We start from the raw sequence: 26,657 nt of genomic DNA on the forward strand, positions 1-26,657 counted from the left end.
GCCCTATCTACAATTAACGGCAGAAGGCACCAAATGACAATGGGAAATCGCGTTTAGCGGCTATGCAGATACGGGGGCCGATAGCGGTATCACGCCCCCCGCCGCCTTGCTTGACAAGCGTCGGTGCTATGGGAAAAGCTTTGCCAGCGGGTTTATGCCCGTGCCGCAGCCCTGTGACGGGATGCACAAAAATAAGACAGATAAGGATGATACGAATGCATATTTCCCTGCGCGCAGCCCTGTGCCTGCCGTTTCTGGCGCTTGCCGCCTGCGAAGACATGAGCGCAACCGGCGGCAGCGACCCCGAGGGCCCGTCCAAGCGCAGTTGCATCCGTGCCGTGGAAAAACACACCGGCAAATCGGGCGGTACGCTCAACACGACCATCCCTATCGTCGAGACTGGCCAGTATATTGTCGATATCCCCGGCGGCCCGTCGTGGACCTGCTACACCGATGAAACCGGTGCAGCACGCGAGTTGATCGAGACGCGGCTCGGCTGAGCCTGTCTGCAAAATGCGGCGCTCAGAGGTAATCCGAGCGCTGCAAACCGTATTTCGCCATCTTCTCGTTCAGCGTCCGGCGTGGCAGGCACAACTCCTCCATCACACTGGCGATAGACCCTTTGTGCCGGCGCATGGTATTGTCGATCAGCATACGTTCGAACGCCTCGACGTATTCTTTCAACGGCTTGCCGTCGGTGGTCATCACGGGCTGCATCTCTTCGTGGTCCGACATCAGCAGTGATGCGATAGAACCGGACCCGCGACGCGACTGCAACACGGCGCGTTCTGCCACATTGATCAATTGGCGCACGTTCCCGGGCCAGGGCGCTTGCAACAGTTGCGCGGCCTCTTGCGCGGAAACCTGCGGAGTCTCGCAGCCATATTCATCCGCGAATTCTTCGGACAAACGTGTGAACAACGTCAGAATATCCTCGCCCCGTTGGCGCAGCGGCGGCACGGTGATGCGCAGGGCGGCCAGACGATAGAAAAGGTCAGAACGCAGCGCATCTTCGGAGGTGCGCCCCGCCTCCTGCAGGTTCGAAATCGCGACGATCCGCGTTTCCGCTGGCGTGCCTTGGTCGTTGATCGCACTCAGAAGACGGGCTTGCAGCGTCTCGCTGAGCGATTCCACACCTTCCAGCACCAAGGTACCACCGCGGGCCTCCTCGATCGCGGGAAGCTGGGCGTCTTCAGGCATCATCGGCCCGAACAAACGCTTGCTCAGCGCGTCTTCCTCTAGCGCGCCGCAGCTGACCAGCACGAACTTCTTGCCCGCGCGCGATCCCACGGCATGCAGCGCATGCGCCACCAATGTCTTGCCCGTACCGGTTTCACCATCGATCAGCACGTGACCGTCGGCCTGACCAAGATCCAGAATATCCTCGCGCAGCCGCTCCATCACGGGCGAGCCGCCGATGAGCTTTTTCATCAACTGGCTGCCGTCAGACAGTTCACGACGCAAGGCGCGGTTGTCCATGACCAGACGGCGCGCGTTGGTGGCCTTCTTGGCCAGTTCGCTCATCCGGTCGGGGTTAAAGGGCTTTTCAAGGAAGTCGAACGCGCCGACGCGCATCGCCTCGACCGCCATGGGCACATCGCCGTGGCCGGTGATCATGATCACGGGCAGCGCGCTGTCGGTCCCCATCAGCTTTTTCAGGAACTGCATCCCGCCCATGCCGGGCATCTTGATGTCGGAAATCACGATACCGGGGTAATCCGGCCCCAGCGTTTTCAGCGCGTCCTCGGCGCTGCCGAACGTCTCTGTGTCATAGCCCGAAAGCGCCAGCCACTGGCTGATCGACTGACGCATGTCTTGTTCATCATCAACGATCGCGATTTTCATTGCCTGAGCCATTGGTTTACTCTGCCGCCTGTGTCTTCTCTGTGCTGTCCATAATGGGCAGCTGCATTTCAAAAACCGCACCGCCATGTTGGCCGTTGCGGGCTGTCAGCCTGCCCCCCAGATCGGATACAATACCCGACGAGATCGCAAGCCCCAGCCCGACACCATCGCCGGGCTGCTTGGTCGTGTAAAACGGCTCGAACAGGCTATCGAGATCTTCGATCCCGGGGCCATTGTCGCGCACGGTAAGCGTCGCCGTCTCACCCGCTGATAGTATAATCTCTACCGTCGGGTTTCGTTCCGATTTGGTGGCATCCAATGCGTTGCGCAAGAGATTGACCAATACTTGTTCGATCCGCATGCGGTCCCCCATCACCTGAACAGGCTCTGCGGGCAGGATACGGTTGATCTGCACCTGACGCTGACGTAGCTGCGGCTCCATCATTGACAAGGCAGAGGCAAGCGCCTCCCCCATATCAAAGGGCGAAAACTGCTGCTGGCCCTTGCGTGCATAGCTTTTCAGCTGCCGCGTGATGGCCCCCATGCGTTCGATCAGATCGTCGATGCGCCCGAATGACGCCAGCGCTTCCTCCAGCCGGTTGCGCTGCATCAACAGACGCGCGCCCGCCAGATAGGTCTTCATCGCGGCCAACGGCTGGTTCAGCTCGTGGCTGACGGCGGCGGACATTTCGCCCAAGGCGGCGAGCTTGCTGGATTGTTCCAACGTCTGCTCGGCCACGGCCAAGGTCTGCTGCACCCGTTTGCGTTCCGCCACCTCGCGCTGAAGGGCAGCGTTCAGCGCGCGCAGCTCGGCGGATTCACGCTGAAACAGCGCCGCGCGCCCCGCCGTCCGACGGCTGAGAGCATAAAACGTCAGCGCCAGCAGGATCGCAAAGCCCATCACCTCAAGCGCCAGTACCCCGTTCACCTTCTCGCGGACCGAGGCATAGGTGGTATAGCTCGTGATCCGCCAGCCCCGAAACGGTATCCGCGACGACAGACGCATCACCGCCTCGCCCTGCAGATAGGCATCGGCGGGCAATGCGGTCCAATCGGCGGTGGCCTTGATCGCGCGCTCGATGGCGCTTTGCGGGGTTTGGTTCGACAGAGCCTCGCTTTCCGTCAGACCGCGCCAGCGCGGTTCGGTCGCCATGATGATGTCACCCGTGCTATCAGTGACAATCACCGCATCCGAGATACCGGCCCAGGCCCGTTCAAACCGCTGCAGATCCACCTCGGCCGCGATCACCCCAAGGTTGGTACCGCCTTCCTGAATACGGCGCGAATAGAAGAACCGATAGCCGCCGGTATCACGGGGAATAACGCTGAACACGGTCGAATTCGATCGCAGCGCGTCAACAAAATAAGCCTCTTGCCGGTGCGAGGCCCCCAACCGGTTGCGGTCGGTCGCTGCCACCGTGCGCCCATCGATATCATAAAGCATCAAGGACGCCGCGCCGATTTCCTCTACAAAAGAGATCAATCGCTGGGTCGACAGGGAATAATCAGATCGGGTCAGCGCCTCGATCAAGGCGGGATCACGCGACAAAAGCTGTGGCACAATCGCGTTCTGGCGCAGCTCGGCCAGCAGGTTGCCGCTGTAGAGCGCGATCCGAAGCTCGGCCCGGTTACGTGTGCTTTCGGTAAAACGATCCGTCAGCAGCTTGTTGGTGACCGAAATCGTGGCCACCGCAATGACCAAAAGCAAAGCAACCGCCAGCCGGACGCGCCAGCTGACAGATAAAGGGGCTTCACTAGAGGACGCAGACCGAAACATGGCGGCAATCTACGCGTCCTCACCGGTGCACTCAAGTCACGCTGTGACCAGAGACCCCGCCAATGCGCGGAAGAGCGCCGCCCCGTCCGTGCCCCCATGCCCCGCATCCGCTGCGCGTTCGGGGTGTGGCATCATCCCCAGCACACGACGGTTCGACGAAAGGATGCCCGCGATGTCGGACTGCGACCCGTTGGGGTTATCGCCATAGGTAAAGGCAACACGATCTTCGCCATGCAGTTTGGCAATTGTATCGCCATCGGCAAAATAATTGCCATCGTGGTGTGCGATCGGGATGTCGATCATCGCACCGGCCTCGTAGCCCGATGTGTAATCGCTGTCCGCCGTGGCCACGCGCAGCGGCACGGTGCGACAGATGTATTTCAGCCCCGCATTGCGCAGCAGGGCACCGGGCAGCAGACCGGTTTCGGTCAGCACCTGAAAGCCGTTGCAGATCCCCATGACATAACCGCCACGCTCCGCATGGGCCGCCACTTCGCGACAGATCGGAGAATTCGCCGCGATGGCACCACAGCGCAGGTAGTCGCCATAGGAAAAGCCGCCGGGTACACCCACAATATCGACGCCCTCGGGCAGACTCGTGTCCTTGTGCCAGACCATCGACACTTTGGCACCGACCGCCTTGAATGCCACCGCCAGATCGCGGTCACAGTTAGAGCCGGGAAAAACGATGACCGCTGCGTGCATCAGCTCATCTCCACTGTGTAGGATTCGATCACCGTGTTCGCGAGCAGCTTTTCACACATCGCCTCGACGTCGGCCTTGGTTACGCCCTCGTTCAGGTCCAGCTCGATCACCTTGCCCTGACGCACGCCATTGACGCCTTCAAAGCCCATGGCCCCAAGCGCGTGGCGCACGGCCTCGCCCTGCGGATCCAGAACACCGTTTTTCAACATCACATGCACCCGTGCTTTCATGACGCGTCCCCTATCTTCATTTTGCAAAATAAACTCATCTGCGACGCCAGCCTAGTTGATCAACGTCGGTTTCATCATCGGTGTCGACGTCTTGGGCATGACCCCCAAACGTCGGGCGACTTCGGTATAGGCATCCGTCAGCGACCCCAGATCGCGGCGGAACACATCCTTGTCCAGTTTCTGGCCGGTTTCGATATCCCACAGACGGCAGCTGTCGGGGCTGATCTCGTCGGCGACGATCAGACGCTGGAAATCGCCCTCGTAGATCCGGCCCACCTCAAGCTTGAAGTCCACCAGCCGGATGCCCACGGCCATCATCACGCCGGACATGAAATCGTTGACCCGCAGCGACAGGCTCAGGATGTCTTCCATATCTTGCTGACCGGCCCAGCCAAAGGCGGCGATATGTTCTTCGGTGACCAGCGGATCGCCAAGGTCGTTGTTCTTGAAGTGATATTCCACAATCGGGCGCGGCAGTTGCATGCCCTCGTCAATGCCAAGCCGCGTAGACAGATCCCCCGCCGCATAGTTGCGCACGACGATCTCGAGCGGGATAATCTCTGCCTGACGGATCAGCTGTTCGCGCATGTTCAGACGTTTGATGAAATGCGTGGGCACGCCGATGTTGTTCAGGCCGGTCATGAAGAATTCGGACAGGCGGTTGTTCAGTACGCCCTTGCCTTCGATCACCGCTTTTTTCTCGGCGTTAAAGGCGGTTGTGTCGTCTTTGAAGTGCTGGACAATGGTCCCCGGTTCCGGTCCTTCATACAGGATCTTCGCCGTACCTTCATAGATTTTCGTGCGACGGGCCATGCACATCCCTTCCAGACAACAGGCCGGTTGGAATACCCATCAGCCATTTCTAGCCTGTCACATAGTCCAAGCGCCCCTGCCACGCAAGCGCGCGCCCTGCCCTCATGGCGGTCATGCACGCAGAAACCATGGCGGCGGCTCATGACGATCATGAGAATAATGAAGTTGCGTCAACAGGGGCGTTGTGGGAAACGGCAAAATCACCCATTTAGCGGAGCGTTTTGATGTCCAACCCCCTCACCGATCTTCTGGCTGAAAAAGGCACGCTGCTGGCCGATGGTGCCACTGGCACGAACCTGTTCAATATGGGCCTGATGTCCGGTGACGCGCCAGAGATGTGGAACACCGAACAGCCGCAAAACATCATCAAGCTGTATCAGGGTGCGGTGCAATCGGGCAGCGATATCTTCCTGACCAACTCCTTCGGCGCGAATGCCTCGCGTCTGAAACTGCATAATGCCGAAAAACGCGCCCATGAGCTGAGCCGCGTGTCCGCCGAGCTCGCGCGCGAGGTCGCGGATAAGGCCGGTCGCAAGGTCATCGTTGCGGGCTCCGTCGGCCCCACAGGCGAGATCATGGAGCCGGTCGGCCCCCTCACCCACGCGCTGGCGGTGGAGATGTTCCATGAAACCGCGGACGGGCTGAAAGCCGGTGGTGCCGATGTGGGCTGGCTGGAGACGATCAGCGCCCCCGAGGAATACCGCGCCGCCGCCGAAGGCTTCAAGCTGGCAGGGCTCGACTGGGTTGGCACGATGAGCTTTGACACCGCAGGCCGCACCATGATGGGCATGACATCCGAGGCGATGGTCGACATGGTGCATGACCTCGATTATGGCCCGCTGGCCTATGGGGCCAACTGCGGCACCGGCGCGTCGGATGTGTTGCGCACGGTGTTGGGGTTCGCCTCCAAAGGCATGCCGACGCCGATCGTGTCCAAAGGCAACGCGGGCATTCCGAAATACGTCGAAGGCCACATCCACTATGACGGCACGCCCGAACTGATGGCCGATTACGCTGAGATGGCCCGCAACTGCGGCGCGTCGATCATCGGCGGTTGCTGTGGCACCATGCCGGAACATCTGGTGCATATGCGCGCCGCTCTCGACAGCCGGCCCAAGGGTGACGCCCCCACGCTGGAACAGATCGTCGAGGCCCTTGGTCCGTTCTCTTCGGCCAGTGACGGCACCGATGGCGAAGGCCCCACCCGCGCACCACGCCGTGGCCGCCGCCGGGGTTAATCCCCGAACAGATCCAACTGCGCGCTCGCCCGTTTGGGCGGGCGGAACAGATCGCAGCGCATCGGCGGCAGGAGCGTATCCAGCCCCAACCGTTTGACCGCCAGCTTGAACCGTTGCCCGATCATCTCGGCATAAGGCCCCTCTCCGCGCATGCGCGTGTGCCAATTTGCGTCATATTCCTTCCCCCCGTGCATCTCGCGCAGCCGCGCCATGATGCGACCCGCGCGGTCAGGGTAATGCACCGCCAACCATTCCTGCATCAAGGGCGACACCTCGCGCGGCAAGCGCAGCATGATCCAACTGGCCGCGACGGCCCCCGCATCGCGCCCCGCTTCCAAAATCGCCTCAAGCTCGGGATCGGTCAGCGCCGGCACCATGGGGGACGCCATGACCCGCACCGGAATGCCTGCCTCTGCCAAACGTTCGATCACCTGCAACCGGCGTTTCGGGGCAGGCACCCGCGGCTCCATCAACCGCGAAAGCGTCGCATCCAGCGTCGTCACCGACACGCCCACGCGGCACAGCCCGCGCGCCGCCATATCCGACAGAATATCAATATCCCGCTCGATCAGACTGCCCTTGGTCACAATGGCAACGGGATGGTTCGCATCTGACAGCACCTCTAGCAGCGCGCGCATAATCCGATGCTCTTTCTCGATCGGCTGATAGGGGTCGGTGTTCGTGCCAATCGCAATGGGGGCGACCTGGTATTTCTTCGCCGCCAATTCTCGTTTCAACACCTCGGGTGCCTCGGGCCGTGCGATCAGCCGCGTCTCGAAATCCAGGCCCGGCGACAACCCCAGATAGGCGTGGCTTGGCCGCGCGAAACAATAGACACAACCGTGTTCGCACCCGCGATACGGGTTGATCGACCGGTCAAACGGCAGGTCCGGCGACTGGTTGTAGCTGATCACGGAGCGCGGAATTTCAACGCTTACCTGGGTGCGCAAGACCGGCAAAGGGTCATCATCGCCCGCCCATCCATCGGACACAGCGCTGACGGTCAGCGGCTCGAACCGGCCCGGGCGGTTGCTGGATGTGCCCCGTCCGGGCAGTCTGTATTTGCGCTGTGCCTGATCCATTCAAATCTTTTGGAACAAATTAGGAACATGGTCAAGTATATTGGCCCAAGCCATTGTTTTACAGCACGATTGAGCGTAATTTCCCATCAACCAAAGCGTCGCACGCGGTGCCGGGTTTGTCGCAAAAAGCACGAAGCTTTCGACGCGTATGTGACAAAAAGGCACAAGCCCGCGCGGGTGAGTTAACCGATGAGGAACGACTATGTCGGATGAAGACGAAATTATCCTTGCCGAACTGGACGACGAAGAACTTGTTCAGCAGATGTTTGATGATCTCTATGACGGTCTGCGCGAAGAGATCGAAGAAGGGGTCAATATCCTGATCGAACGCGATTGGGCACCCTATGACATTTTGACCAAGGCGCTTGTTGGCGGCATGACCATCGTCGGGGCCGACTTCCGCGACGGTATCCTCTTTGTCCCCGAAGTGCTTTTGGCTGCGAACGCGATGAAAGGCGGCATGGCGATCCTAAAGCCGCTGCTGGCCGAAACCGGCGCGCCGCGCGTGGGCAAGATGGTGATCGGTACGGTCAAGGGCGACATCCACGACATCGGCAAGAACCTTGTGTCGATGATGATGGAAGGCGCGGGCTTCGAGGTTGTGGATCTTGGCATCAACAATTCGGTCGAAGCCTATCTTGAAGCGATGGAAACCGAAGGGCCGGACATCCTTGGCATGTCCGCGCTGCTGACCACGACAATGCCCTATATGAAAGTCGTGATCGACACGATGGTCGAACAGGGCATCCGCGATGACTATATCGTGCTGGTCGGCGGGGCCCCGTTGAACGAAGAATTCGGCAAGGCCATCGGTGCCGACGCCTATTGCCGCGATGCCGCCGTCGCGGTGGAAACCGCCAAGGAATGGGTCGGGCGGAAACACAACGCCGCCAAGGCGTAAACAGTTGATCTAGAACATAAAGGCCCTTCCCTACCGGAGGGGCCTTTTGCATGACGGAGCGTGAGATGAAGCCGCCCTCGGACCGTGATCTGACAGAAAAAGGCCTGCCGCTCGCCCCGCAGACGGACCGCATTCTGCTGATCGCCTGCGGGGCGCTGGCGCGGGAAATTCTCGACCTGAAAGAGGCGAACGGCTGGTCGCACCTGGACCTGACCTGCCTGCCCGCCAAGCTGCATCTCTACCCAGAAAAAATCACCGACGAAGTCCGCGCAGCCGTTAAGAAACACCGCGGCAAATACGACGATATATTCGTTGTCTACGCCGACTGCGGCACCGGCGGATTGCTAGAGGTGGAGTGTGAGAAACTTGGCGTGCAGATGGTCGCAGGGCCGCATTGCTATAGCTTTTTTGAGGGCAACGACCGCTTTGCCAAGATCTCGGAGGACGAGATTACCACCTTCTATCTCACTGATTTTCTGGTCCGCCAGTTCGACGCTTTCATTATAAAACCCATGGGGCTCGACCGGCACCCCGACCTGCGCGATATGTACTTCGGGAACTACGAAAAGCTTGTGTATCAGGCGCAAACAGATGATCCCGCGCTCACCGCCAAGGCGAAAACATGCGCTGATAGGCTCGGCCTTGCCTTTGAACGGCGCTTTACCGGCTACGGTGATCTGGCGCGCACGCTCAAGACGCTCTGATCTTCATTTTGCCAAATAAACTCAACTGGCACAGCCGTCGCCACAGCCCGCAGGCACGCGTTCAACCCTGCTGTGCAGCCTCACCGCGAATCCGTTCGATCATTGCCGTCAGGCCGTTCGACCGCTGCGCCGACAGATGTTCGTTCAACCCAAGGCGCCCCATCTCGGCACGGGCATCGATGGCGCTGACCTTCGCCGCCGGCACGCCGTTATACAGTTTTTGAAGCACGGCAATCAGGCCTGAAACGATCATCGCATCGCTGGCCCCGTCGAAATGGAGCACGCCATCCTCGAACTGCGTATGCAACCAGACCTGACTGGCGCACCCATCTACTTTGGTTGCGGGCACGCGCAGCTCTTCGGTCAGCGGCTCCATCGCCTTGCCCAGATCGATCACATGGCGATAGCGGTCTTCCCAATCGTCCAGAAACTCGAAATCCTCGACCAGTTCTTCAAATGCCTCTGTCGCCACGGTGCGTCCCTCTTTTCGCTTGCCAAACAGGTAGGTTGCACGATGCCAAAGGTCCACCCCCTTCCCAACGGGTCTGGGATGGGTTAGTCAAATATTACCGAAATTTCTACGGCGGACCCCATGCGCAAGACCTTTTCAGCCATCCTGGTATCGACCCTTGTTTTGACAGGCTGCGCGACCGTGCGCGACAGCCGTGTGAACCCGTTCAACTGGTTCGGGACCGCGCGGTCTGAACCGATCACCCGTCAGCAAGCCTCGACCAACCCTTTGATCCCGCAGCGGACCGGATTGTTCTCCTCCTCGCGGAATAAAGAGGTGGTATATGCCGGTCGCCCCTTCGACCAGATCATTGATCTGACGATCGAAGAAGTACCAGGCGGTGCCGTCGTGCGCGCCACCGGTCGCGCGGATCGTCAGGGCATTTACGAGGTGCAGCTGACCCCCGCGAACGAAGACGAACTGCCAGTGGACGGCGTTCTGACCTACCGTCTTGAAGGGGTAGAACCAAGCGAGGCAACCGCCATCGGCACGCCTCCCACCCGCGAGGTTACGGCCGGCCGCAAGCTGACCAACCAGACGCTGGCTGGGGTGACGACCATCCGCGTCGAAGGGCTGCGCAACGCGATGACATCGCGCCGCTAACCCCAACAAAAATCAATAAAAACCAAAAGGTTGAGCGTTAAAGCTCAACCACTTTCAGATCGGACCCGACCGCGGTCAAAGCGATCTCGCCGTTGCACAGTCGCAGCGCATCTTCCCCGAATACCTCGCGTCGCCACCCTTTCAGGGCGGCCACATCACGCAGCCCTGCGGCGATCCCGTCAAGATCCGCAGCGGGGGCGATCAGCTTGGCCGCAACGCCTGCGCTTTCGGACTTGGCCTTTAGCAAGACACGCAGCAGATCGGACAGCGCCGGATTGACCTGAAGCTTGTCGCGGCTGCGATCGGGCTGCGGCATATCGCCGGGCGGGCAATTCACGCCAGCGGCCACCGCTTTGAGGATACCATCCGCGATCTCGCCCTTGCGGGCCTCGCGCAGAAGCAGACGGGCGCGGCCCAGTTCCTCGTGGTTTTTCGGCTTGTTGCTCGCCAGCTCTACCATCGCGTCATCTTTATAGACGCGGCTGCGCGGGATGTTGCGGGTCTGGGCGTACTCCTCGCGGAACGCGGCCAATTCGCGCACAAGCGCCAGGAACTTTGGCGAATTCGTGCGCGTCTTGACCCGACGCCATGCCTCGCGCGGCGGGGTGACATAGGTGTCAGGGCTGGTCAGTATCTCAAGCTCTTCCTGAACCCAGCGGGCGCGGCCCGTCTGTTCAAGCTTACGCGCAAGGAATTCGTAGATCTGGCGCAGGTGCGTGACATCGGCCAGCGCGTATTTCGCCTGCGCATCGCTCAGCGGGCGGCGCGACCAATCGGTAAAACGGGACGTCTTATCAAGAGGTTGATGGGCGATCTTGCGCACCAGAGTTTCATATCCCACCTGTTCGCCAAAGCCACACACCATCGCCGCGACCTGTGTGTCGAACAAGGGTTCGGGAAAGACGCCCGCATCGACATAGAAAATCTCTAGATCCTGCCGCGCGGCGTGGAAGACTTTGACCACCGACGTATCACGGAACAGCGTGTACAGCGGGTCAAGTGACAGCCCCTCGCTCAGCGGGTCCACCAGAACGGCATTGCTATCGTCGGTTCCGGGCATCGCCAACTGGATCAGACAGAGCTTGGAATAATAGGTCCGTTCGCGCAGAAACTCGGTATCGACGGTCACGTAATCATGCTTGGCGGCCTCTGTGCAGTAGGCTTCAAGCTCGGCGGTGGTGGTGATTGTTTTCATAGCGCTACTTTGGACAGAGGAAGCCATTCAGGCAATGGAAAAGCGCATGGTTTCAGCGCAATAGGCCGCGCGGTCAGCTTTCCAGCATTAAAAGATCACGGTTGCCGCTGGCAAACCGCCGCAGCACCGCAGGGTAAAGACGATGTTCCTGCACCAGAACCCGCGCTGCCAGATCCTCTGGCGTGTCGCCGGCCATGACGGGAATGGTCGCCTGCCCCAAGATCGGCCCGTCATCCAGCGCTGCCGTGACCTCGTGCACGGTGCAGCCATGCTGGGTATCGCCGGCCTCAAGCGCGCGGGCATGGGTGTGCAGCCCCTTATAGCGCGGCAGCAAAGACGGGTGGATATTGATCATCCGCCCCGCCCAAGCATCCGTAAAGCCACCGGTCAGTTTGCGCATGAACCCGGCCAGACAGATGATGTCGGGCGCATGGGGCATCAGCCGCGCGGTCAATTCGTTTTCAAAGGCAGCGCGATCCCCTGCAAAGGGCTTGTGATCCACGACTTCGGTCGGGATGCCACGTTCTTTGGCCCAGGCAATCCCGCCCGCGTCCGCCACATTCGACACCACCACACAGGGACGCGCGGGGTGGTCGCCGGTCATGTCTTCGACCAGCGCCCGCATGTTCGACCCGCCACCCGAAAGGAAAATCGCAACCCGTTTGGTCACAGCAGGCTGCCGGTATAGGCAACGCCCGTGGTCTCGGTGACATTGCCCATCGGATAGACCGTTTCGCCCGCCTGCCGCAGCAGTTTGGTCAGCGCCTCGGCCTCATCCGCCTTGACCACAAGGATCATACCCACGCCGCAGTTGAAGGTCTTGAGCATCTCGGTTTCCGAGATCGCGCCCACATCGGCCATCCATTTGAACACGCCGGGCAGCTCCCAGCTGTCCAGATCAATCTTCGCGCCCAGATCATCGGGCAGAACGCGGGGCAGGTTTTCCGTCAGACCGCCGCCGGTGATATGGGCCAACGCATGCACGCCCCCTGCCCGTACGGCCTGCAACGCGGGTTTCACATAAAGCCGCGTCGGCGTCAGCAGCACCTCGCCCAATGTTCCGTCTGCCCAGGGGCAATCCGCATCCCAGCCAAGGCCAGAGATCTCGACCAGTTTACGCACCAGAGAATAGCCGTTCGAATGCACCCCGTCCGAGGCAAGCCCCAGCAGCACATCCCCCGCCGCCACATCACGGGGCAGGTCCGCGCCGCGTTCCATCGCGCCCACAGAGAAGCCCGCGAGGTCGAAATCACCTTCGGAATACATGCCAGGCATCTCTGCCGTCTCGCCCCCGATCAACGCGCAGCCAGAGCCTTCGCAGCCTTTGGCGATGCCTTCGATGATCCGCGCGGCCTGTTCGGTCTCAAGCTTGCCGGTGGCGAAATAATCGAGGAAAAACAGAGGCTCCGCCCCTTGGCAGACCAGATCGTTGACGCACATGGCGACCAGATCGACCCCCACGCCATCGACGTTGCCGGTATCAATCGCGATCCGCAGCTTGGTGCCTACACCGTCCGTCGCAGCGACGAGGATCGGGTCGGTATAGCCCGCCCCCTTGAGGTCGAACAGCGCGCCGAAACCGCCAAGCCCCGACATCACGCCCGGACGCTTGGTCCGTTTGGCCGCCGGTTTGATACGTTCTACCAGCGCGTTGCCTGCATCAATATCCACACCAGCGTCTGCATAGGTGATCGAGTTCTTGGAGTTGGTCATGACGCATCCCGCTGCCTGTTCCCTTTGCGAAAGTGGGTTATAGCAGGTTGCGCAGGCGTGCAATGCACCTAAGCCACATCTGCGCGTTTCTATCCCTTGACGCGCCGCGCCCGCCCGCTTACCAAACCGCGCAGGCGGGCCTGTAGCTCAATTGGTTAGAGCAGAGCGCTCATAACGCTTTGGTTGCGGGTTCAAGTCCTGCCGGGCCTACCAAACTTTCAGTATTCAAACTGAAACCGCCGCATTCCCTTTGAAAATACAGGGTTACTCCGGGGTTGCACGCTACGATCTGCGAGGCGATCGCGCTGTTTCGCGTGGCCTTAGGCGGCGGCGTTTACCTCGAGGCTTTGCGCGGCGCGGATGGGGAGTGTCAGGATAAAGCAGCTGCCCTGCCCGACGACGCTGGACACGCTGAGGCTGCCGCCCTGCATTTCTGCCAGACTGCGCGAAATCGCGAGCCCCATGCCCGTGCCGCCTGCCCGACGCGTGGCGGTGGAATCGACCTGATAGAAGACCTCGAAAATGCTTTGGAGTTCGGCTTCTGGGATGCCGGCACCGCTGTCATGCACTTCGAAGCTGACGACATCGCCCACGGGTTTCACCACCAGACGGACGAAACCGGTGTCGGTGAATTTGATCGCGTTGCCGATGAGGTTGAACAGGATCTGCCGCGCGCGCACTTTATCGGCAAAGACCATATCCGCCTCTTGTACCACATCAAACGCCAGCCCCTTCTTGCTTGAAAGTGTGCGAAGCTGTTCGATTACCGGGTCGACAATATCCTGCACCGCACAATGGCTGGGTTCGATCACCAGGCTGCCGGATTCGATCTTGGCCACGTCGAGGATCTCGTTGATGAGATGCAACAGATGCTCGCCGGATTGCACCAACCGGTTCATCAGGCCGGACAGCTGGTCGTACATCTCATCCAGCAGGCGCTTTGCCTCTGCGTGGCTGATCTCTCCGTCCTCATAGCCCTTGAGCAGCGCTTTGGAAGACGACAGCATACGCGCGTTGCGGGAAAGCTGCGCCACGCCCATGATCACCGTCAGCGGCGTGCGCAGTTCGTGGCTGAGGACGCCCATGAAATCCGTCTTGGCCTTGCTGGCAGCTTCGGCGGCATCCTTGGCGTGGCTCAGCTCGGTCACATCCACGCGCAGGCCGACATAGCTACCGTCTGCCAAAGGCCGGTCAGAGGCTTTGATCACGCGCCCGCCCGACAGATGTTGTTCTGTCTCGGAGGTTCTGTTTTCGCGATGGATGGCCAAGCGACGCTCGATCCACTCTTCCTCGTTATAGCGCCCCATGGGAAACTGCTTGCTTTTAACACCGATACGCAGCAGCTCGGCAAAAGGTGTTCCGGGCTTGAGCACTTCAGAGGGAAGATCGTACATCTCTTTGTATTTCGAGTTGCTCAGAAGCAAACGATCCTGCGCGTCGAACATGACAAACCCGTCGTTCAGCGCTTCGATCCCGCTGCTTAGCAGGACTTCGGCACGTTTGCGCCGCTCTGACACCTGCAGTACATAAAGCAGCGTGCCCAAAAGCATCAGCCCGGCCGACGCGATCAGCGCGCGTTTTGACCATTGATCGGGCGCGTGTTTGGGCCATCCGCCCTTGGTGCGCGCTTCCAACATCCATTCCTCGAAGGAGAAATCGAATTCCAACGTAACAGTATCCGCCTCCAGCAGGCCCCGATCGCCATAGGTGAACATCTGCGGCCCTACCCCCACCTGCGGAGACGCCGCATGAATGAGGATATCATAGCGTTCTTCGGCCTCACGTATGCCGGAATTGATCAGGAATTGATCATAGTCCAGCACGAGCGATACGATCCCCCACAGCTGGCGTTTGCTGCCGTCAACATCGCCTTCGGTGGCAAAGTCGGGATCGGGCCAATAGACCGGGGCGCGCAGGATCAGCCCCTTACCGCCTTGCACCAGATCGACGGGGCCGGTCATCAGTTCTTTGCCCAGGTTCAGCATCCGTTCAATGCCGGGAAACTGGTCTTCGTTTGTGCGGTAATCTAACCCAAGCGCGCCCATGTTCGGCGCGAGCGGGTGGATCAGGGTCACGACGAGGTCAGGCGCGGCAGCGATATTGATGACCGTGTCGTCGACTTCACGTATATTTTGAACCCGCTGGGTAAACTCTTCCTGTTTGGCAAAGGGGTTCTCGCCGATGAACGTCGCAAGTTCGCGCAGCGCGAGGGACCGTTCGTGAATGATTTCTTCAAACTGTTCGCGCACCTCAAGCAGGTCCAGATATGTCTGGGCGCGGGCTTCGTATACGAAAGCTTCGGAGAGCAGACGATCCAGACGGCCGGCGGCGTAGGTAATGATGACTGCCGCGACGAGGAATGCGACCAGTGACCATATACCGCCGATGTGGGTGCGCTTTGTTCTACTTAAGGGCAAGCACTGTTCCGCCTGAAGCGCAGCGTAGCTGCGGATTACCTGAAGCATCCAAGTCTAAGAGATCAATCTATGCGGCGGCAGGGCGAGAATTTGCCGACCAAATGTTACCCGTGAGCTGTGGCGCGCGCGCCGCATTCGTTAACTTTGCGTAAACCTTAACCTTCGTGCCCAAATAAGTTGCGCGCGCCGGACATATCTCCGACGCGCGCACCACGTTTACCGTTGCCTCGCAGGCTTAGGGCAGGAAAATCGCCTTGGCGTTGGCGAATTCCTTCATGCCGAATCCGCCATGCTCACGCCCATAGCCGGAATCTTTCACCCCGCCAAAGGGCATATTCGGATCGGCAGCCCCGAAGGAGTTGATGCGGATCATGCCTGTGTCGAAATGCTCTCTCGCGAGCTTCAACGCGCGGTCCTCGTCCCTCGAGAATATTCCGCCGCCCAGACCGTAGCGGCTGTCATTCGCCAGACGCATCGCGTCTTCGTCATCCTTCGCACGGATGATCGACGCAACGGGCCCGAAGATTTCATCGTCAAACGCCGGCATACCGGGTTTGAGGTCGGACAGAACGGTCGCGGGATAATAGGCCCCCGTACGGTCAGGCACCTCGCCACCGCACAGCACCTTGGCCCCTTTATCAACGCTTTCTTTCACCTGATCGCGCACGGTCTCGAACTGGTCTTGGCTGGACAATGGGCCCAGCTGAACGTTTTCGTCGGTCGGATCGCCCATATTGATCTTTTTCATCTCGGCGACGAATGCATCGACAAAGGCGTCATGCACCTTATCGGCGACAATAAAGCGTTTCGCCGATACACAGGTTTCCCCGTTGTTATAGAGCCGACCCATAACCGAGAATTTGACCGCTGTTTCGATATCAGCATCCTCAAGCACCAGATAGGCGTCGTTGGACCCGAGCTCGAGCACGGTCTTTTTCAGCGACTTCGCGGCGACCGACCCGATGTGACGGCCTGCGCCATCGCTGCCCGTCATTGTCACGCCACGCACCTTGGGGTGCTCGATCAGCTTGTCGCTGGTGTCGTGGTCGATGAGGATCACTTGGAACAGGTCTTCGGGTAGCCCTGCCTCGATACAAAGTTCGCGCAGGCGCAGGCCCGAGCCGGTGCAGATGCTCGCGTGTTTCAGAACACAACCGTTGCCCGTCATCAGGTTCGCCGCAAGCACGCGGGTGGGCTGATACAGTGGGAAGTTCCACGGCTGGATCGAATAGATCACGCCAATGGGCTGATAGCTCACGACCCCACGCTTGCCGTCGGCACCGTGGGTGCGTTCTTCATCCGCGAGCACGTCGGGGCCGTTCTTGGCGGTATATTCAAAGATGGCCGCGCAAATCTCTACCTCGGTCTTGCCATCCTTCAGCAGCTTACCTGTCTCGCGCGTCATGAGGGCGGCTAATTCATCCGCGTTCTCGCGCAGCTTGGCGGCGATCTTGGTCAGATAGGGCGCGCGTTCCTTGTGCGACAGCTTGCGCCATTCAAGATGCGCGTCATGACAGGCTTCGACCCGCTGTATCGCCTCTGCCTCGCTCATCAGATCGTAGGATTGGATCTCTTCTTCGGTGGCGGGATTGATTGTCGTGATCTTGGACATGTCTGCTCCTTCTTCGCTTATTCGCGTCGAAGGGCAAACACATGGCCGTCGTATCAAGTTCCTGCGGTTGCGGCTGTAGCGGTCACGTCTGCGTGTGCGGCCCCCGCGCCCTTAGCCGCCGAAGCCCGTGCGCCCGCTGCCCACCTTCCCGAAACCGCCGCGGGATTTCGCCGTAGCGCGGGTCATCGGGGTTTTGCCCACGGTCGTCGCGGGGCGGGTGAATTGCGAGGTGCTGAGCTTGGCGGCCCCCTTGTTGCTGGAATAGGTGCTGGTGCGCGCCGCATTGGTGAACTTGCCATCCGCCGTCTTATACATCGGCTGGCTTGCGGCCATCCCCGACCGCCCGCCCAGCATGTTCCCGATCAGATAGCCTGCGAGCAACGGCATAAAGATACCGCCCGACCCGCCCTGTGTTTGCTGCGCCTCTGACCCGCAGGCCCCTTCGCCGTGTTGTTCTTCGCAGACATCCAGACTGTTGTAGCGCGGTGCGGATTCCACATGCAGTGTCTCTGCCTCGGCAAAGGCGGTTTCACAATCGGCGGCGGTGAATGTGCCCCCAAAAGACGCCTCGTTCTTGCAGCTTTGCACATCGGGAAAGGCAGCGGCATCAATCTTTTCGTCGCGGCAACCGGCCAGCGTAAAGGCGGTGGCCCCGATGATCGCGATGGCGACGCGTTTTGACCGTTTTGTCATGATGATCTGCTTTCTGCTGTGGTTCGGCGATTAGGCGACGATGCTAACCGGAATATGGCGCAATGTAATGGGGTTTGAAACGTGACAGATCCTGCGTGATCCTAGACCTGTCCTCGCGCAGGCCGATGCCCGCACAGGTCTGCCCGATGATCCACGCGCCGACCACGGGGCGCATCCCGTCGAACTGCGGCAAGGGCGCATAGGCCTGAAGGATACGCGGGTGTTCGGCATACGCCGTGTTGCTGGCACTTTCGATGATCTGGCCGGATTTCATGATCTCGACCGAGGCCCCTTCGCGCGACAGGATCGGTTTGCGCACATGGGCCCGTGCAAGCCCTGCCCGCGCACGGTCAAAGGCATCCGCCGCACGCCCCGTGACAGAGCCGCGCCCCGCCATCGCCTCGCCCACATCCTGTTCAAAGAACGCAGGGAGCAGGTTCGGGTGATCCTCGAACATCTCCCACAGCACGGGCAGCAGGCCCTTGTTGGACAGCAGCGCTTTCCACGCGGGTTCAAGGAACAGACAGCCAGAGCCTTCGATGTGGTCCGCGTAATCGTCGCGCAGCAGGTCTTCCCACGGGTAGAGTTTGAACAAGACGGCGATGCGGCGGTCCTCATCATCCAGAAACTGCCCGTCATCGCTCAGCGCGATTTTATCAAGGTCGCAATAATGCGCGCCCAACCCCGCCTCGCGCGCGGCCCAGCCCATTGCCTCTACCGTGCCGTAATCTTCGGGATTGCCCGCCACGGCGGTGAAATGCAGATCGCTATCGGGTTCAAACACATCGGCGAAACGGGCGACAAGCGCCTCGTGGATGCCGTTGAACTGATCCGCCCCCTCGGGCAGGTTGCCTGCCTCTAGCTGATCTTCCAACCACTGCCACTGGAAGGACGCCGATTCATAAAGCGAGGTCGGCGTATCGGCATTATACTCCAGCAGTTTGGCAGGCCCCTGCCCGTCATATGCCAGATCGAAGCGGCCATAGATCTCGGGGTCGCCTTGCTTCCAGCTGTTCGCAATGAGGTCACGGTGCGCTTCGGGAATGGCAAGCTTGTCCAACAGCTCTTCGCTGGCAAGGATGTGATCCACCGCCTCGCGGCACATACCATGCAGCGCGGTCGCGGGGTCTTCGATGTCATTTTCGATCTGGTCAAGCGAGAACGCATAGACAGAGGTTTCGTCCCAATAGGGTTCCCCGTGCATGTCCGCGAAGGAAAAACCGACCTCTTTGGCGTGGTCGCGCCAATGGGGCCGTTCGGCTAGTTCTACTCTATGCATCCGGCCCGACCTTTCCCGCGAAAAACTACCGCGGGTTTAATCGCTTTGCCCCTGTGGTGCCAGAGCATATCCACCATTGCCGTACCCGCACCCGCATCATTCACAAAAACGTCAGACATATCGCGGAACAACGGGCGCGCCCATTCGTTGAACGGTCTACGCGGTCGTGATCGCGGCGTCCTCAATGACGCCCTGACCGGTATAAGAAATGAATTGAAAGGCCCAAAAACATGAAAATTCTCATGGTACTCACCTCCCACGACAAGCTGGGCGACACTGGTAACAAAACCGGTTTCTGGCTCGAAGAGTTCGCGGCCCCCTATTACGTGTTCAAGGACGCTGGTGCAGAGATCACTTTGGCATCGCCCAAAGGCGGACAGCCGCCGCTTGATCCGTCCAGCGATGCAGATGATGCGCAGACCGACGCGACCAAACGGTTCAAGGGCGACGACGCCGCACAGAAAGAGCTGGCCAATACCGAGGTGCTTTCGAGCGTTTCGGCCGACGGTTTCGACGCGATCTTCTACCCCGGCGGCCACGGCCCGCTGTGGGATCTGGCGGAAGACAAGGCCAGCATCAACCTGATCGAAAGCTTTGCCGCCAGCGACCGCCCCGTCGGGGCCGTCTGCCACGCGCCAGCAGTGTTCAAGCACACCAAAGGCACCGACGACAAACCACTGGTATCGGGCAAAACCGTCACCGGTTTCACCAATACCGAGGAAGAGGCCGTGGGCCTGACCGATGTGGTCCCCTTTCTGGTCGAAGACATGCTCAAAACCAATGGTGGGACCTATAAGAAGGGTGACGACTGGGCATCCTTCGTGGTGACCGATGGCAAGCTTGTCACCGGCCAGAACCCCGCGTCTTCGGAAGAGGCCGCCCATAAGCTATTGTCGCTGCTGTAAGGTGCCGCCCGCTGCGCGAAGGCCGCGCGGCGGGCAGTTTTTCCGCGACACGTATAACAAGGATTACAACCATGAATATTCTCGTCGCCGGCGCGACCGGCAAAACCGGTATCCGCGTCACTGAACAACTCCGCGAACAGGGTCACACGCCGATCGCCCTTGTCCGCGATTCCTCTGACACCAGTGCGCTGGCCTCTGACGTGGTGCTGCGCAAGGGGGACCTGACCAATCTGACCGCTGACGCCTGCGAAGGCTGCGATGCGGTGATCTTTGCCGCGGGCTCAGGCGGGTCCACAGGGCCAGAGATGACCGACAAGGTCGACCGCGATGGTGCCAAAGATCTGGTTGATATCGCCGCCAAGGCCGGCATTTCGCGCTTTGTGATGCTCAGCAGTGTCGGCGCAGACAACCCCGACCCAGACAGCGAGCTTGCGCATTATCTGCAAGCCAAACACGACGCCGACGTGCATCTGCAAAACTCCGGCCTCGAATACGCCATCCTGCGGCCCGTCGCGCTGACGGATGATGCGGGCAATCGGAATATGATCTTTGGCGACAGCGTTGACGTCAAAGCCAAGGCCGCCCGTGGCGATGTTGCCGCCGCTTTGGTCGATGCCGTCACCGACCCCGAATGGAAGAACCAGGCTTTGCTGATGCAATCCGCCTGATCACGGGTTTGCGTATAATCTGACTACGCGCGGGCACCTCCCACCCGTTCGCGGAAAGAATGCGCTATGCCGCCAGACCCCATCGGCCTGGCGGTTTTTCTATGAGTGACGCTGCGAAAGCGACATTTTGCGCCAAATCCGCCGCATTGGCCCCCTTGGCATCCCTGATCGTCTCGTCTATCAGGCGCCTTCCCGGTCGCAGCCTACCCGGGTATCAAAACAAGGGTTAAGAAATGAAAACGATTGTCATCTGCTCCGGCGGATTGGATTCTGTGTCGCTCGCTCATATGGTGGCGGCAAATCGCAAGCTGACGGGGCTGGTGTCTTTCGACTACGGTCAGCGTCACCGCAAGGAACTGGACTATGCCGCGCTCTGCGCCAAACGTCTGGATGTTCCCCATGACATCATCGATATGCGCGGGATCGGTGCGGCGCTGACAGGATCCGCGCTGACTGATGATGTGGATGTACCCGACGGGCATTATGCCGAAGAAACGATGCGGGTCACCGTTGTCCCCAACCGGAATGCGATCATGCTGACGGTCGCCTATGGCATTGCCGCCGCACGGGGGGATCAGGCCGTCGCAACCGCGGTGCATGGGGGCGATCACTTCATCTACCCCGACTGCCGCCCCGATTTCACCCAAGCGTTTGAGTTCATGCAATATATGGCGCTGGACGGCTATGCCGATGTATCGCTTTACACACCTTTCGTGCACCGCTCAAAAGCGGATATCGTGACCGAGGGCCAGCGCCATAACACCCCCTTTGCCGAAACGTGGTCTTGCTACAAAGGCGGTGTGCATCACTGCGGGCGCTGTGGCACCTGCGTGGAACGGCGCGAGGCTTTCGATCTGGCGGGGGTTGCCGACCCGACCCATTATGACGATCCCGATTTCTGGGCCGAAGCGGTCAAGCGGAAGATCCTCGCCTGATGTATACAATTACGAAAGAGTTCCATTTCTCCGCCTCGCATCAGCTGTCGCATCTGCCCGATGGCCACCAATGCGCCCGCCTGCACGGGCATAACTATGTCGTGGTGGTCGAGCTTCGGGCCAAAGAGCTGAACGCCGACGGTTTCGTTCGCGACTACGGTGAGCTGAAGCCTCTCAAGACCTATATAGACGAGACTTTCGATCATCGTCACCTCAACGACGTGCTGGATTTTGCCTCCACCGGCGAGAATATGGCGCGTCATCTCTATGAATGGTGCGCGCAGCACTGGCCCGAAACCACCGCCGTCAAGGTCAGCGAGACGCCCAAAACCTGGGCAGAGTACCGGCCATGAGCCAGCTGCGCATCGCCGAGGTATTCGGCCCCACGATACAGGGCGAAGGCGCGCTGATCGGGGAACCCACCGTCTTTGTGCGCACGGGCGGCTGTGACTATCGCTGCGCGTGGTGTGACAGCATGCACGCGGTTGACCCCGCATTCCGCCATGACTGGGCCAGCATGTCGACCGACGCGGTCTGGCAAGAGGTGCAGCGCCTGTCGGATAACACGCCGCTGACCGTATCCTTGTCAGGCGGCAACCCCGCCATTCAGGACTTCGCGCCCTTGATCCAATTGGGTCATGCTGCCGGCTACCGTTTTGCCTGCGAAACGCAAGGCTCCATCGCGAAACCGTGGTTCGGTCAGCTGGATTGTCTTGTGCTTAGCCCGAAACCACCATCCAGCGGCGAGACGGTGGATTGGGCCGCTTTCGACCGTTGTGTTGCGGCTGGCGAAACGGCGGCCCAGACGGTGATGAAGATCGTCATATTCGACGACGCGGATTACGATTGGGCCCGCGACGCCGCCACCCGCTACGCCCAACTGCCGCTTTATCTACAACCGGGCAACGACGAGGTCGACCCCAGCGTCGCTGTCGATCCGCAGGCGCTGGCGGATAAGTTATTGTGGCTGGTGGACAAAACCATGGCAGATCGCTGGTTCACGCCGCGCCTGCTGCCGCAACTTCACGTATTGCTATGGGGCAACAAACGCGGGGTCTGACCCGCCACCGGAGGATTTATGGAAACGATTTACAGCGATTTGCAGCAGCTTGGCGGCAAGACAGAGCTTCCCGCCTCGCCCGAAGAAGCGATGCTCGAGAAAGTCGCGAACCCTCAGGCCGATGTCGATTACTGCGTGCGCTTCACCGCGCCCGAGTTCACCTCGCTTTGCCCGATGACCGGCCAGCCCGACTTTGCCCATCTGGTGATTGACTATGTACCGGATCAGTATCTGGTCGAGTCCAAATCGCTCAAGCTTTACCTGGGGGCATTTCGCAACCACGGCGCCTTTCACGAGGATTGCACCGTCTCGATCGGGCGCCGTCTGGTAGAGCTGCTGTCGCCCCGCTGGCTGCGCATCGGCGGTTACTGGTATCCGCGCGGGGGCATCCCCATCGACGTGTTCTGGCAAACGGGCGAGACCCCCAAAAGCGTCTGGATTCCCGATCAAGGCGTGCCGCCCTATCGCGGGCGCGGGTGAAGCGAGAGAATCCCCAACACTACCCAAGGTAGATCACAGCCGCGCAACGAGTGCCTCGCTGCGCGGCTTTTTTGTGCTCGGATTTCTCGGCATATTCTTATGCCAAACCTGCCGATTACCTTTAGATATGAGCGCAAAGCCCGGCGATCAGTTAGCCCCGTCTCGCAAGACCAAGAACAACTAAAACTTGTTACCGCACGTAAGCTGTTAGCCTTAAAGGTCATTTATCGCTAGACATTGCACTTTTAAATTGCGTTAATATTTCGATAGCGAGTGATTTCAGTACGAGTATCGATTTTTACACTTCGCCAAGTTTTTTTGGCAGACATTTCAGGTGACACATGTTTTCGAAGCTCGTCCGGGCGCTTTCGCGCGTGCCGTGCAAATTTGGTATTCATCGCTGGCGTGACAGTACGACCATGCCGCAAAAAGTCTGTACGAGGTGCCACTGTCGGCGACAGACCTACGTTTAAGGTCAATGTCTCCGCTTCATAATGCGCCCTTCTGAAGACCACATATAACGCTCCTGCCCCGCATATATTCTATACTGTGGGACAGAAGAAAGCTCAGTCACCGGGGCAGTAGCCTGCCCCGGTGAAGCATCCATCAGCCGTTGATCAGCACTTCGCCGAAGCTTTCGCGCAGATCACGTTTCAACACCTTGCCGGTCGCGTTGCGCGGCAATGCGTCGGTAAAGACGACGCGATCCGGGATCTGCCATTTGGCGATCTTATCTTCGAAAATCGACAGAATCTCTGCCTCGCTCGGGTCCTGGCCTTCGGCTTTCACCGCAATCAGGATCGGACGTTCGTCCCATTTCTCGTGACGGGCCCCGATGACGGCCGCATCCGCGATTTGCGGGTGACCGATCGCGATGTTTTCAAGCTCGACCGAGCTGATCCATTCGCCGCCCGACTTGATGATATCTTTTGACCGATCACGGATCGTGACATAGCCGTCAGGGTCCATTGTCGCCACATCGCCCGTGTCGAACCAACCGTCCTTGTTCAGCGTCTCGCTGCGGGTCTTGCGGAAATAGCTGTCAAGAATCCAGTAACCCTTGGTGACCAGATCGCCCTGCGTCACGCCGTCATGCGCCACGGGATTACCGTCGTCATCAAGGATTTCAAGATCCACACCAAAGACGGGACGACCCTGATTTTCGCGCAGCTTGTTTTGCGCGTCGGCAGGAAGCTTGGTGTGTTTGGCCAGCAGTTGGTTGATGCTGCCGACGGGCGACATCTCTGTCATGCCCCAGGCGTGGATCGTCTCTACCCCGTATTTCTCGCGGAAGGCGGTCATCATCGACGGCGGGCAGGCAGAGCCGCCAACGACCGTACGCTGCAGACTTTTAAGCTTGCTGCCGATCTTATCCGCCTCGTTCAGCAGCCCCAGCCAGATGGTTGGAACGCCAAGCGCCAGCGACACATGGTTGGTGTCGATCAGTTTCACCAGCGACGGGCCGTCCAGACCGGGACCGGGCATTACCATCGCCGCGCCAACCATAGCGCAGGCATAGGGCGCGCCCCAGGCGTTGACGTGGAACATCGGCACGACGGGCAGCACCACATCCTTGGCCGTGATCGCAATGCTGTCGGCCAGGTTGATCCCGAAGCTGTGCAACACGGTCGAACGGTGCGAATAAAGAACGCCCTTGGGGTTACCCGTGGTGCCCGAGGTGTAGCACAGGCTGGAGGCGGTGTTCTCGTCCAGATCCGGCCAGATGAACTCGGGGTCGCCGCTGGCGATCAGGTCGTCATAGAACTTGATCCCGGGCAGTTGCGCGGCGGCTTCTTCGTCGGTGCCTTCCATCAGAACGACATGCTCAAGATGTTCAAGCTTGTCCTGAATGCCCGCAATCAGCGGCACAAACGTCTTGTCGATGAACAGCACCTTATCTTCGGCGTGGTTCAGGATATAGACAAGCTGTTCGGGGAAGAGACGCGGGTTGATGGTGTGGCAGACGAAGCCGCCGCCCGATGCACCAAAGTAGATTTCGAGGTGACGGCGGTTGTTCCAGGCGATGGTGCCGCAGCGCGCCTGCGGGTCCAGCCCCAGATTTGTCAGCGCAGAGGCCAGCGCACGGGCGTTGCGCGCGACTTGACCCCAAGAGGTCTGCTCCAACCCGCCGGTGGTCTTGACAGAGACAATCTCTGTCTCGCCGTGAAAGCGTTGTGCGTGTTCGATCAAGCTCGAAATCAGCAGCGGTTTATTCATCATTTGGCCAAGCATGGCGCATCCTCCCAATTAGTCGTTGGGTGCAAAATGGACAAATCACCCCAGTCTTGCAAGCGCCCTCATTGCTGCTTACGCAGGGTTCATGACAGTTATTTATCACACGCCCCTTTCCCCCGATCAGCAACGCGCCGCCGGTATGCCGACACCGCAACCGCTGGCCATGGCAGATCAGGTCCGCTTCTCTAATCTGGACACCAATGACCACGTCAATAACACCGTTTATTTCGAATGGTTCGAACGGCTGCGCATCCGCTATACGCAGTCATTGGTGGAACGCGGGCTGATCGACAGCCCCGGCCCGCGCGTGGTGATCCGGTCAGGGTCGATCCGTTATCTGCAAGAGATGCTGGAGCGCGAGAATTACATCGTGACCTGCCGCTGCACCAGCTTTCGCAACACCTCTTACGCTTTGGCACAAGAGGTGTGGGTGGGCCGCGAGCTTCGGGCGACGTTCGAGTGTATTTTAGTGCTGCTGGAACGGGACGGCTCCGGTCGGTATCCCCTGCCCGACCGCTTGAAACAATATTTTGAGCAGACTGAAAACGCCCGCCCCGAGGGGTAATCGCCGCGCGCGCATGCATCGAAAGGAACATAAGATATGACAATCACCACCCGCCCGATGGACGCCGCGGATCGCAGTGCTTGGGAAGCGCTTTTTGCCGGCTACGCCGCCTTCTACAAGGTCGATCAGACGCCGCAGATGCGTGAAACCGTCTTTGGCTGGCTGATGGACCCCGATCACGGCAGCAATTGCATCGTGGCACAGGATGCCAGCGGCACGCTTGTCGGGTTTACCCATTACCGCCCCTTTGTCAGCCAGCTACGCGCGGCGACGAATTGTTTTCTGGATGATCTGTTCGTCAGCCCGCAGGCCCGCGGTACCGGGGCCGCGCAGGCGCTGATCAAAGCGGTTGAGACGGTGGCGAAAAACAACGGCTGGGGCACGCTGCGCTGGATCACGGCAGAGGATAACTATCGCGGGCGTGGGGCCTACGACAAGCTGGCGACCCGCACGGACTGGGTGACCTATGACATCGCGCTGAAGGGGTAGGC

General features: G+C 59.8%; 28 protein-coding genes and 1 tRNA gene. 14 read left to right on the forward strand and 15 right to left on the reverse strand.

All coding sequences use genetic code 11. The features are described from left to right. Window positions 1-215: 215 nt before the first annotated feature. Complete coding sequence (locus ABM428_RS09975) at window positions 216-500, forward strand: hypothetical protein (protein WP_168592038.1); 285 nt, start codon at window positions 216-218, stop codon at window positions 498-500. A gap of 22 nt (window positions 501-522) precedes the next feature. Here ABM428_RS09975 and ABM428_RS09980 read toward each other — a convergent pair whose 3' ends face one another. Genes ABM428_RS09980 through purC form a run of 5 tightly spaced genes read right to left on the reverse strand, consistent with a single transcriptional unit; the run spans window position 523 to window position 5,370 of the window. Then, the gene (locus ABM428_RS09980; protein ID WP_009824697.1) at window positions 523-1,857 is read right to left on the reverse strand and encodes a sigma-54 dependent transcriptional regulator; all 1,335 of its coding nucleotides are present in this window, start codon (window positions 1,855-1,857) and stop codon (window positions 523-525) included. A gap of 4 nt (window positions 1,858-1,861) precedes the next feature. Continuing rightward, entirely contained in the window at window positions 1,862-3,622 is a 1,761-nt protein-coding gene (locus ABM428_RS09985; RefSeq protein ID WP_005853695.1) for an ATP-binding protein, read from the reverse strand. Between the two features lie 36 nt (window positions 3,623-3,658). After that, window positions 3,659-4,327, reverse strand: a complete 669-nt coding sequence (gene purQ / locus ABM428_RS09990) for a phosphoribosylformylglycinamidine synthase subunit PurQ (protein ID WP_005853697.1) — start codon at window positions 4,325-4,327, stop codon at window positions 3,659-3,661. Beyond that, window positions 4,327-4,557 carry a phosphoribosylformylglycinamidine synthase subunit PurS gene (purS, locus tag ABM428_RS09995; RefSeq protein ID WP_064216464.1) on the reverse strand — a complete coding sequence of 77 codons (231 nt, stop codon included), beginning with the start codon at window positions 4,555-4,557 and terminating at the stop codon, window positions 4,327-4,329. Before purS ends, purQ begins: the two co-directional genes overlap by 1 nt. Window positions 4,558-4,608: 51 nt before the next feature. Then, window positions 4,609-5,370 (reverse strand): phosphoribosylaminoimidazolesuccinocarboxamide synthase, encoded by a 762-nt coding sequence (gene purC, locus ABM428_RS10000; RefSeq protein WP_005853701.1) that lies wholly within the window; start codon window positions 5,368-5,370, stop codon window positions 4,609-4,611. Between the two features lie 224 nt (window positions 5,371-5,594). Here purC and bmt point away from each other — a divergent pair, with 224 nt between their 5' ends. After that, on the forward strand, window positions 5,595-6,608 hold the full coding sequence (gene bmt / locus ABM428_RS10005; protein ID WP_005853702.1) for a betaine--homocysteine S-methyltransferase: 1,014 nt from the start codon (window positions 5,595-5,597) through the stop codon (window positions 6,606-6,608). Here bmt and ABM428_RS10010 read toward each other — a convergent pair. Beyond that, window positions 6,605-7,690: a PA0069 family radical SAM protein gene (locus ABM428_RS10010; protein WP_132996552.1), complete on the reverse strand. Its 1,086-nt coding sequence runs from the start codon at window positions 7,688-7,690 to the stop codon at window positions 6,605-6,607. The two genes, bmt and ABM428_RS10010, sit on opposite strands and share 4 nt — an antisense overlap. A 202-nt stretch (window positions 7,691-7,892) precedes the next feature. On the opposite strand from ABM428_RS10010, the gene ABM428_RS10015 reads away from it, so the two are divergent. Both ABM428_RS10015 and ABM428_RS10020 read left to right on the forward strand, forming a co-directional pair. Continuing rightward, a complete protein-coding gene (locus ABM428_RS10015; protein ID WP_132996551.1) occupies window positions 7,893-8,591 on the forward strand; it encodes a B12-binding domain-containing protein in 699 nt (232 codons plus the stop codon). 50 nt (window positions 8,592-8,641) lie between these two features. Beyond that, window positions 8,642-9,295 (forward strand): DUF1638 domain-containing protein, encoded by a 654-nt coding sequence (locus ABM428_RS10020; RefSeq protein ID WP_373276845.1) that lies wholly within the window; start codon window positions 8,642-8,644, stop codon window positions 9,293-9,295. A 61-nt stretch (window positions 9,296-9,356) separates the two neighbouring features. Here the strand turns inward: ABM428_RS10020 and ABM428_RS10025 are convergent, their stop codons facing one another. Beyond that, a complete protein-coding gene (locus ABM428_RS10025; RefSeq protein ID WP_132996550.1) occupies window positions 9,357-9,767 on the reverse strand; it encodes a SufE family protein in 411 nt (136 codons plus the stop codon). Between the two features lie 120 nt (window positions 9,768-9,887). On the opposite strand from ABM428_RS10025, the gene ABM428_RS10030 reads away from it, so the two are divergent. After that, entirely contained in the window at window positions 9,888-10,409 is a 522-nt protein-coding gene (locus tag ABM428_RS10030; RefSeq protein WP_132996549.1) for a hypothetical protein, read from the forward strand. A 37-nt stretch (window positions 10,410-10,446) separates the two neighbouring features. On the opposite strand, the gene rnd is transcribed toward ABM428_RS10030, so the two are convergent. The 3 genes from rnd to purM all read right to left on the reverse strand — a co-directional run bounded on the left by rnd (window position 10,447) and on the right by purM (window position 13,317). Beyond that, the gene (rnd, locus tag ABM428_RS10035) at window positions 10,447-11,604 is read right to left on the reverse strand and encodes a ribonuclease D (RefSeq protein ID WP_005853713.1); all 1,158 of its coding nucleotides are present in this window, start codon (window positions 11,602-11,604) and stop codon (window positions 10,447-10,449) included. Window positions 11,605-11,677: 73 nt separating this feature from the next. Next, a complete protein-coding gene (gene purN, locus ABM428_RS10040) occupies window positions 11,678-12,274 on the reverse strand; it encodes a phosphoribosylglycinamide formyltransferase (RefSeq protein WP_005853715.1) in 597 nt (198 codons plus the stop codon). Continuing rightward, the gene (purM, locus tag ABM428_RS10045; protein ID WP_168592030.1) at window positions 12,271-13,317 is read right to left on the reverse strand and encodes a phosphoribosylformylglycinamidine cyclo-ligase; all 1,047 of its coding nucleotides are present in this window, start codon (window positions 13,315-13,317) and stop codon (window positions 12,271-12,273) included. Before purM ends, purN begins: the two co-directional genes overlap by 4 nt. Before the next feature lie 136 nt (window positions 13,318-13,453). Here purM and ABM428_RS10050 point away from each other — a divergent pair. After that, a tRNA-Ile gene (locus tag ABM428_RS10050) sits at window positions 13,454-13,530 on the forward strand. Between the two features lie 107 nt (window positions 13,531-13,637). Here the strand turns inward: ABM428_RS10050 and ABM428_RS10055 are convergent. The 4 genes from ABM428_RS10055 to ABM428_RS10070 all read right to left on the reverse strand — a co-directional run bounded on the left by ABM428_RS10055 (window position 13,638) and on the right by ABM428_RS10070 (window position 19,318). Further along, window positions 13,638-15,734 carry an ATP-binding protein gene (locus ABM428_RS10055; protein WP_184581992.1) on the reverse strand — a complete coding sequence of 699 codons (2,097 nt, stop codon included), beginning with the start codon at window positions 15,732-15,734 and terminating at the stop codon, window positions 13,638-13,640. A 235-nt stretch (window positions 15,735-15,969) separates the two neighbouring features. Continuing rightward, entirely contained in the window at window positions 15,970-17,346 is a 1,377-nt protein-coding gene (locus ABM428_RS10060; protein WP_353627900.1) for an NAD-dependent succinate-semialdehyde dehydrogenase, read from the reverse strand. A gap of 111 nt (window positions 17,347-17,457) precedes the next feature. Then, the gene (locus tag ABM428_RS10065) at window positions 17,458-18,039 is read right to left on the reverse strand and encodes a DUF1190 domain-containing protein (RefSeq protein ID WP_005853722.1); all 582 of its coding nucleotides are present in this window, start codon (window positions 18,037-18,039) and stop codon (window positions 17,458-17,460) included. A gap of 43 nt (window positions 18,040-18,082) precedes the next feature. After that, window positions 18,083-19,318 (reverse strand): glutathionylspermidine synthase family protein, encoded by a 1,236-nt coding sequence (locus tag ABM428_RS10070; protein ID WP_353627901.1) that lies wholly within the window; start codon window positions 19,316-19,318, stop codon window positions 18,083-18,085. Between the two features lie 230 nt (window positions 19,319-19,548). Between ABM428_RS10070 and ABM428_RS10075 the strand changes: the two genes are divergently transcribed. The 6 genes from ABM428_RS10075 (at window position 19,549) to queF (ending at window position 23,366) form a co-directional block, all read left to right on the forward strand. After that, the gene (locus tag ABM428_RS10075) at window positions 19,549-20,223 is read left to right on the forward strand and encodes a type 1 glutamine amidotransferase domain-containing protein (RefSeq protein WP_037944355.1); all 675 of its coding nucleotides are present in this window, start codon (window positions 19,549-19,551) and stop codon (window positions 20,221-20,223) included. Between the two features lie 71 nt (window positions 20,224-20,294). Further along, window positions 20,295-20,891: an SDR family oxidoreductase gene (locus ABM428_RS10080; RefSeq protein ID WP_132996542.1), complete on the forward strand. Its 597-nt coding sequence runs from the start codon at window positions 20,295-20,297 to the stop codon at window positions 20,889-20,891. A 233-nt stretch (window positions 20,892-21,124) separates the two neighbouring features. Next, window positions 21,125-21,826: a 7-cyano-7-deazaguanine synthase QueC gene (gene queC, locus ABM428_RS10085; RefSeq protein ID WP_132996541.1), complete on the forward strand. Its 702-nt coding sequence runs from the start codon at window positions 21,125-21,127 to the stop codon at window positions 21,824-21,826. After that, window positions 21,826-22,179, forward strand: a complete 354-nt coding sequence (gene queD / locus ABM428_RS10090) for a 6-carboxytetrahydropterin synthase QueD (protein WP_037944358.1) — start codon at window positions 21,826-21,828, stop codon at window positions 22,177-22,179. The genes queC and queD overlap by 1 nt, the downstream gene beginning before the upstream one ends. After that, entirely contained in the window at window positions 22,176-22,886 is a 711-nt protein-coding gene (gene queE / locus ABM428_RS10095) for a 7-carboxy-7-deazaguanine synthase QueE (protein WP_180827763.1), read from the forward strand. Before queD ends, queE begins: the two co-directional genes overlap by 4 nt. An 18-nt stretch (window positions 22,887-22,904) precedes the next feature. Next, window positions 22,905-23,366, forward strand: a complete 462-nt coding sequence (gene queF, locus ABM428_RS10100) for a preQ(1) synthase (protein ID WP_005853736.1) — start codon at window positions 22,905-22,907, stop codon at window positions 23,364-23,366. A 606-nt stretch (window positions 23,367-23,972) separates the two neighbouring features. Here the strand turns inward: queF and ABM428_RS10105 are convergent. Then, a complete protein-coding gene (locus tag ABM428_RS10105) occupies window positions 23,973-25,598 on the reverse strand; it encodes a long-chain fatty acid--CoA ligase (RefSeq protein ID WP_353627902.1) in 1,626 nt (541 codons plus the stop codon). An 88-nt stretch (window positions 25,599-25,686) separates the two neighbouring features. On the opposite strand from ABM428_RS10105, the gene ABM428_RS10110 reads away from it, so the two are divergent. Together ABM428_RS10110 and ABM428_RS10115 are read left to right on the forward strand one after the other, a co-directional pair. After that, window positions 25,687-26,166, forward strand: a complete 480-nt coding sequence (locus tag ABM428_RS10110) for a thioesterase family protein (RefSeq protein WP_132996537.1) — start codon at window positions 25,687-25,689, stop codon at window positions 26,164-26,166. A 36-nt stretch (window positions 26,167-26,202) separates the two neighbouring features. Beyond that, entirely contained in the window at window positions 26,203-26,655 is a 453-nt protein-coding gene (locus tag ABM428_RS10115) for a GNAT family N-acetyltransferase (protein ID WP_132996536.1), read from the forward strand. Window positions 26,656-26,657: the final 2 nt, after the last annotated feature.

The sequence above is a fragment of the Sulfitobacter sp. TCYB15 genome (assembly GCF_040435955.1).
In the GTDB taxonomy this organism is placed as follows: domain Bacteria; phylum Pseudomonadota; class Alphaproteobacteria; order Rhodobacterales; family Rhodobacteraceae; genus Sulfitobacter; species Sulfitobacter pontiacus.

What these genes read in the sequence shown, in the direction of transcription:
- ABM428_RS09975 (WP_168592038.1), top strand. Translation starts at nt 216, where the DNA reads ATGCATATTTCCCTGCGCGCAGCCCTGTGCCTGCCGTTTCTGGCGCTT.
- ABM428_RS09980 (WP_009824697.1), bottom strand. Translation starts at nt 1,857, where the DNA reads ATGGCTCAGGCAATGAAAATCGCGATCGTTGATGATGAACAAGACATG.
- ABM428_RS09985 (WP_005853695.1), bottom strand. Translation starts at nt 3,622, where the DNA reads ATGTTTCGGTCTGCGTCCTCTAGTGAAGCCCCTTTATCTGTCAGCTGG.
- purQ (WP_005853697.1), bottom strand. Translation starts at nt 4,327, where the DNA reads ATGCACGCAGCGGTCATCGTTTTTCCCGGCTCTAACTGTGACCGCGAT.
- purS (WP_064216464.1), bottom strand. Translation starts at nt 4,557, where the DNA reads ATGAAAGCACGGGTGCATGTGATGTTGAAAAACGGTGTTCTGGATCCG.
- purC (WP_005853701.1), bottom strand. Translation starts at nt 5,370, where the DNA reads ATGGCCCGTCGCACGAAAATCTATGAAGGTACGGCGAAGATCCTGTAT.
- bmt (WP_005853702.1), top strand. Translation starts at nt 5,595, where the DNA reads ATGTCCAACCCCCTCACCGATCTTCTGGCTGAAAAAGGCACGCTGCTG.
- ABM428_RS10010 (WP_132996552.1), bottom strand. Translation starts at nt 7,690, where the DNA reads ATGGATCAGGCACAGCGCAAATACAGACTGCCCGGACGGGGCACATCC.
- ABM428_RS10015 (WP_132996551.1), top strand. Translation starts at nt 7,893, where the DNA reads ATGTCGGATGAAGACGAAATTATCCTTGCCGAACTGGACGACGAAGAA.
- ABM428_RS10020 (WP_373276845.1), top strand. Translation starts at nt 8,642, where the DNA reads ATGACGGAGCGTGAGATGAAGCCGCCCTCGGACCGTGATCTGACAGAA.
- ABM428_RS10030 (WP_132996549.1), top strand. Translation starts at nt 9,888, where the DNA reads ATGCGCAAGACCTTTTCAGCCATCCTGGTATCGACCCTTGTTTTGACA.
- rnd (WP_005853713.1), bottom strand. Translation starts at nt 11,604, where the DNA reads ATGAAAACAATCACCACCACCGCCGAGCTTGAAGCCTACTGCACAGAG.
- purM (WP_168592030.1), bottom strand. Translation starts at nt 13,317, where the DNA reads ATGACCAACTCCAAGAACTCGATCACCTATGCAGACGCTGGTGTGGAT.
- ABM428_RS10060 (WP_353627900.1), bottom strand. Translation starts at nt 17,346, where the DNA reads ATGTCCAAGATCACGACAATCAATCCCGCCACCGAAGAAGAGATCCAA.
- ABM428_RS10065 (WP_005853722.1), bottom strand. Translation starts at nt 18,039, where the DNA reads ATGACAAAACGGTCAAAACGCGTCGCCATCGCGATCATCGGGGCCACC.
- ABM428_RS10070 (WP_353627901.1), bottom strand. Translation starts at nt 19,318, where the DNA reads ATGCATAGAGTAGAACTAGCCGAACGGCCCCATTGGCGCGACCACGCC.
- ABM428_RS10075 (WP_037944355.1), top strand. Translation starts at nt 19,549, where the DNA reads ATGAAAATTCTCATGGTACTCACCTCCCACGACAAGCTGGGCGACACT.
- ABM428_RS10080 (WP_132996542.1), top strand. Translation starts at nt 20,295, where the DNA reads ATGAATATTCTCGTCGCCGGCGCGACCGGCAAAACCGGTATCCGCGTC.
- queC (WP_132996541.1), top strand. Translation starts at nt 21,125, where the DNA reads ATGAAAACGATTGTCATCTGCTCCGGCGGATTGGATTCTGTGTCGCTC.
- queD (WP_037944358.1), top strand. Translation starts at nt 21,826, where the DNA reads ATGTATACAATTACGAAAGAGTTCCATTTCTCCGCCTCGCATCAGCTG.
- queE (WP_180827763.1), top strand. Translation starts at nt 22,176, where the DNA reads ATGAGCCAGCTGCGCATCGCCGAGGTATTCGGCCCCACGATACAGGGC.
- queF (WP_005853736.1), top strand. Translation starts at nt 22,905, where the DNA reads ATGGAAACGATTTACAGCGATTTGCAGCAGCTTGGCGGCAAGACAGAG.
- ABM428_RS10105 (WP_353627902.1), bottom strand. Translation starts at nt 25,598, where the DNA reads ATGCTTGGCCAAATGATGAATAAACCGCTGCTGATTTCGAGCTTGATC.
- ABM428_RS10110 (WP_132996537.1), top strand. Translation starts at nt 25,687, where the DNA reads ATGACAGTTATTTATCACACGCCCCTTTCCCCCGATCAGCAACGCGCC.
- ABM428_RS10115 (WP_132996536.1), top strand. Translation starts at nt 26,203, where the DNA reads ATGACAATCACCACCCGCCCGATGGACGCCGCGGATCGCAGTGCTTGG.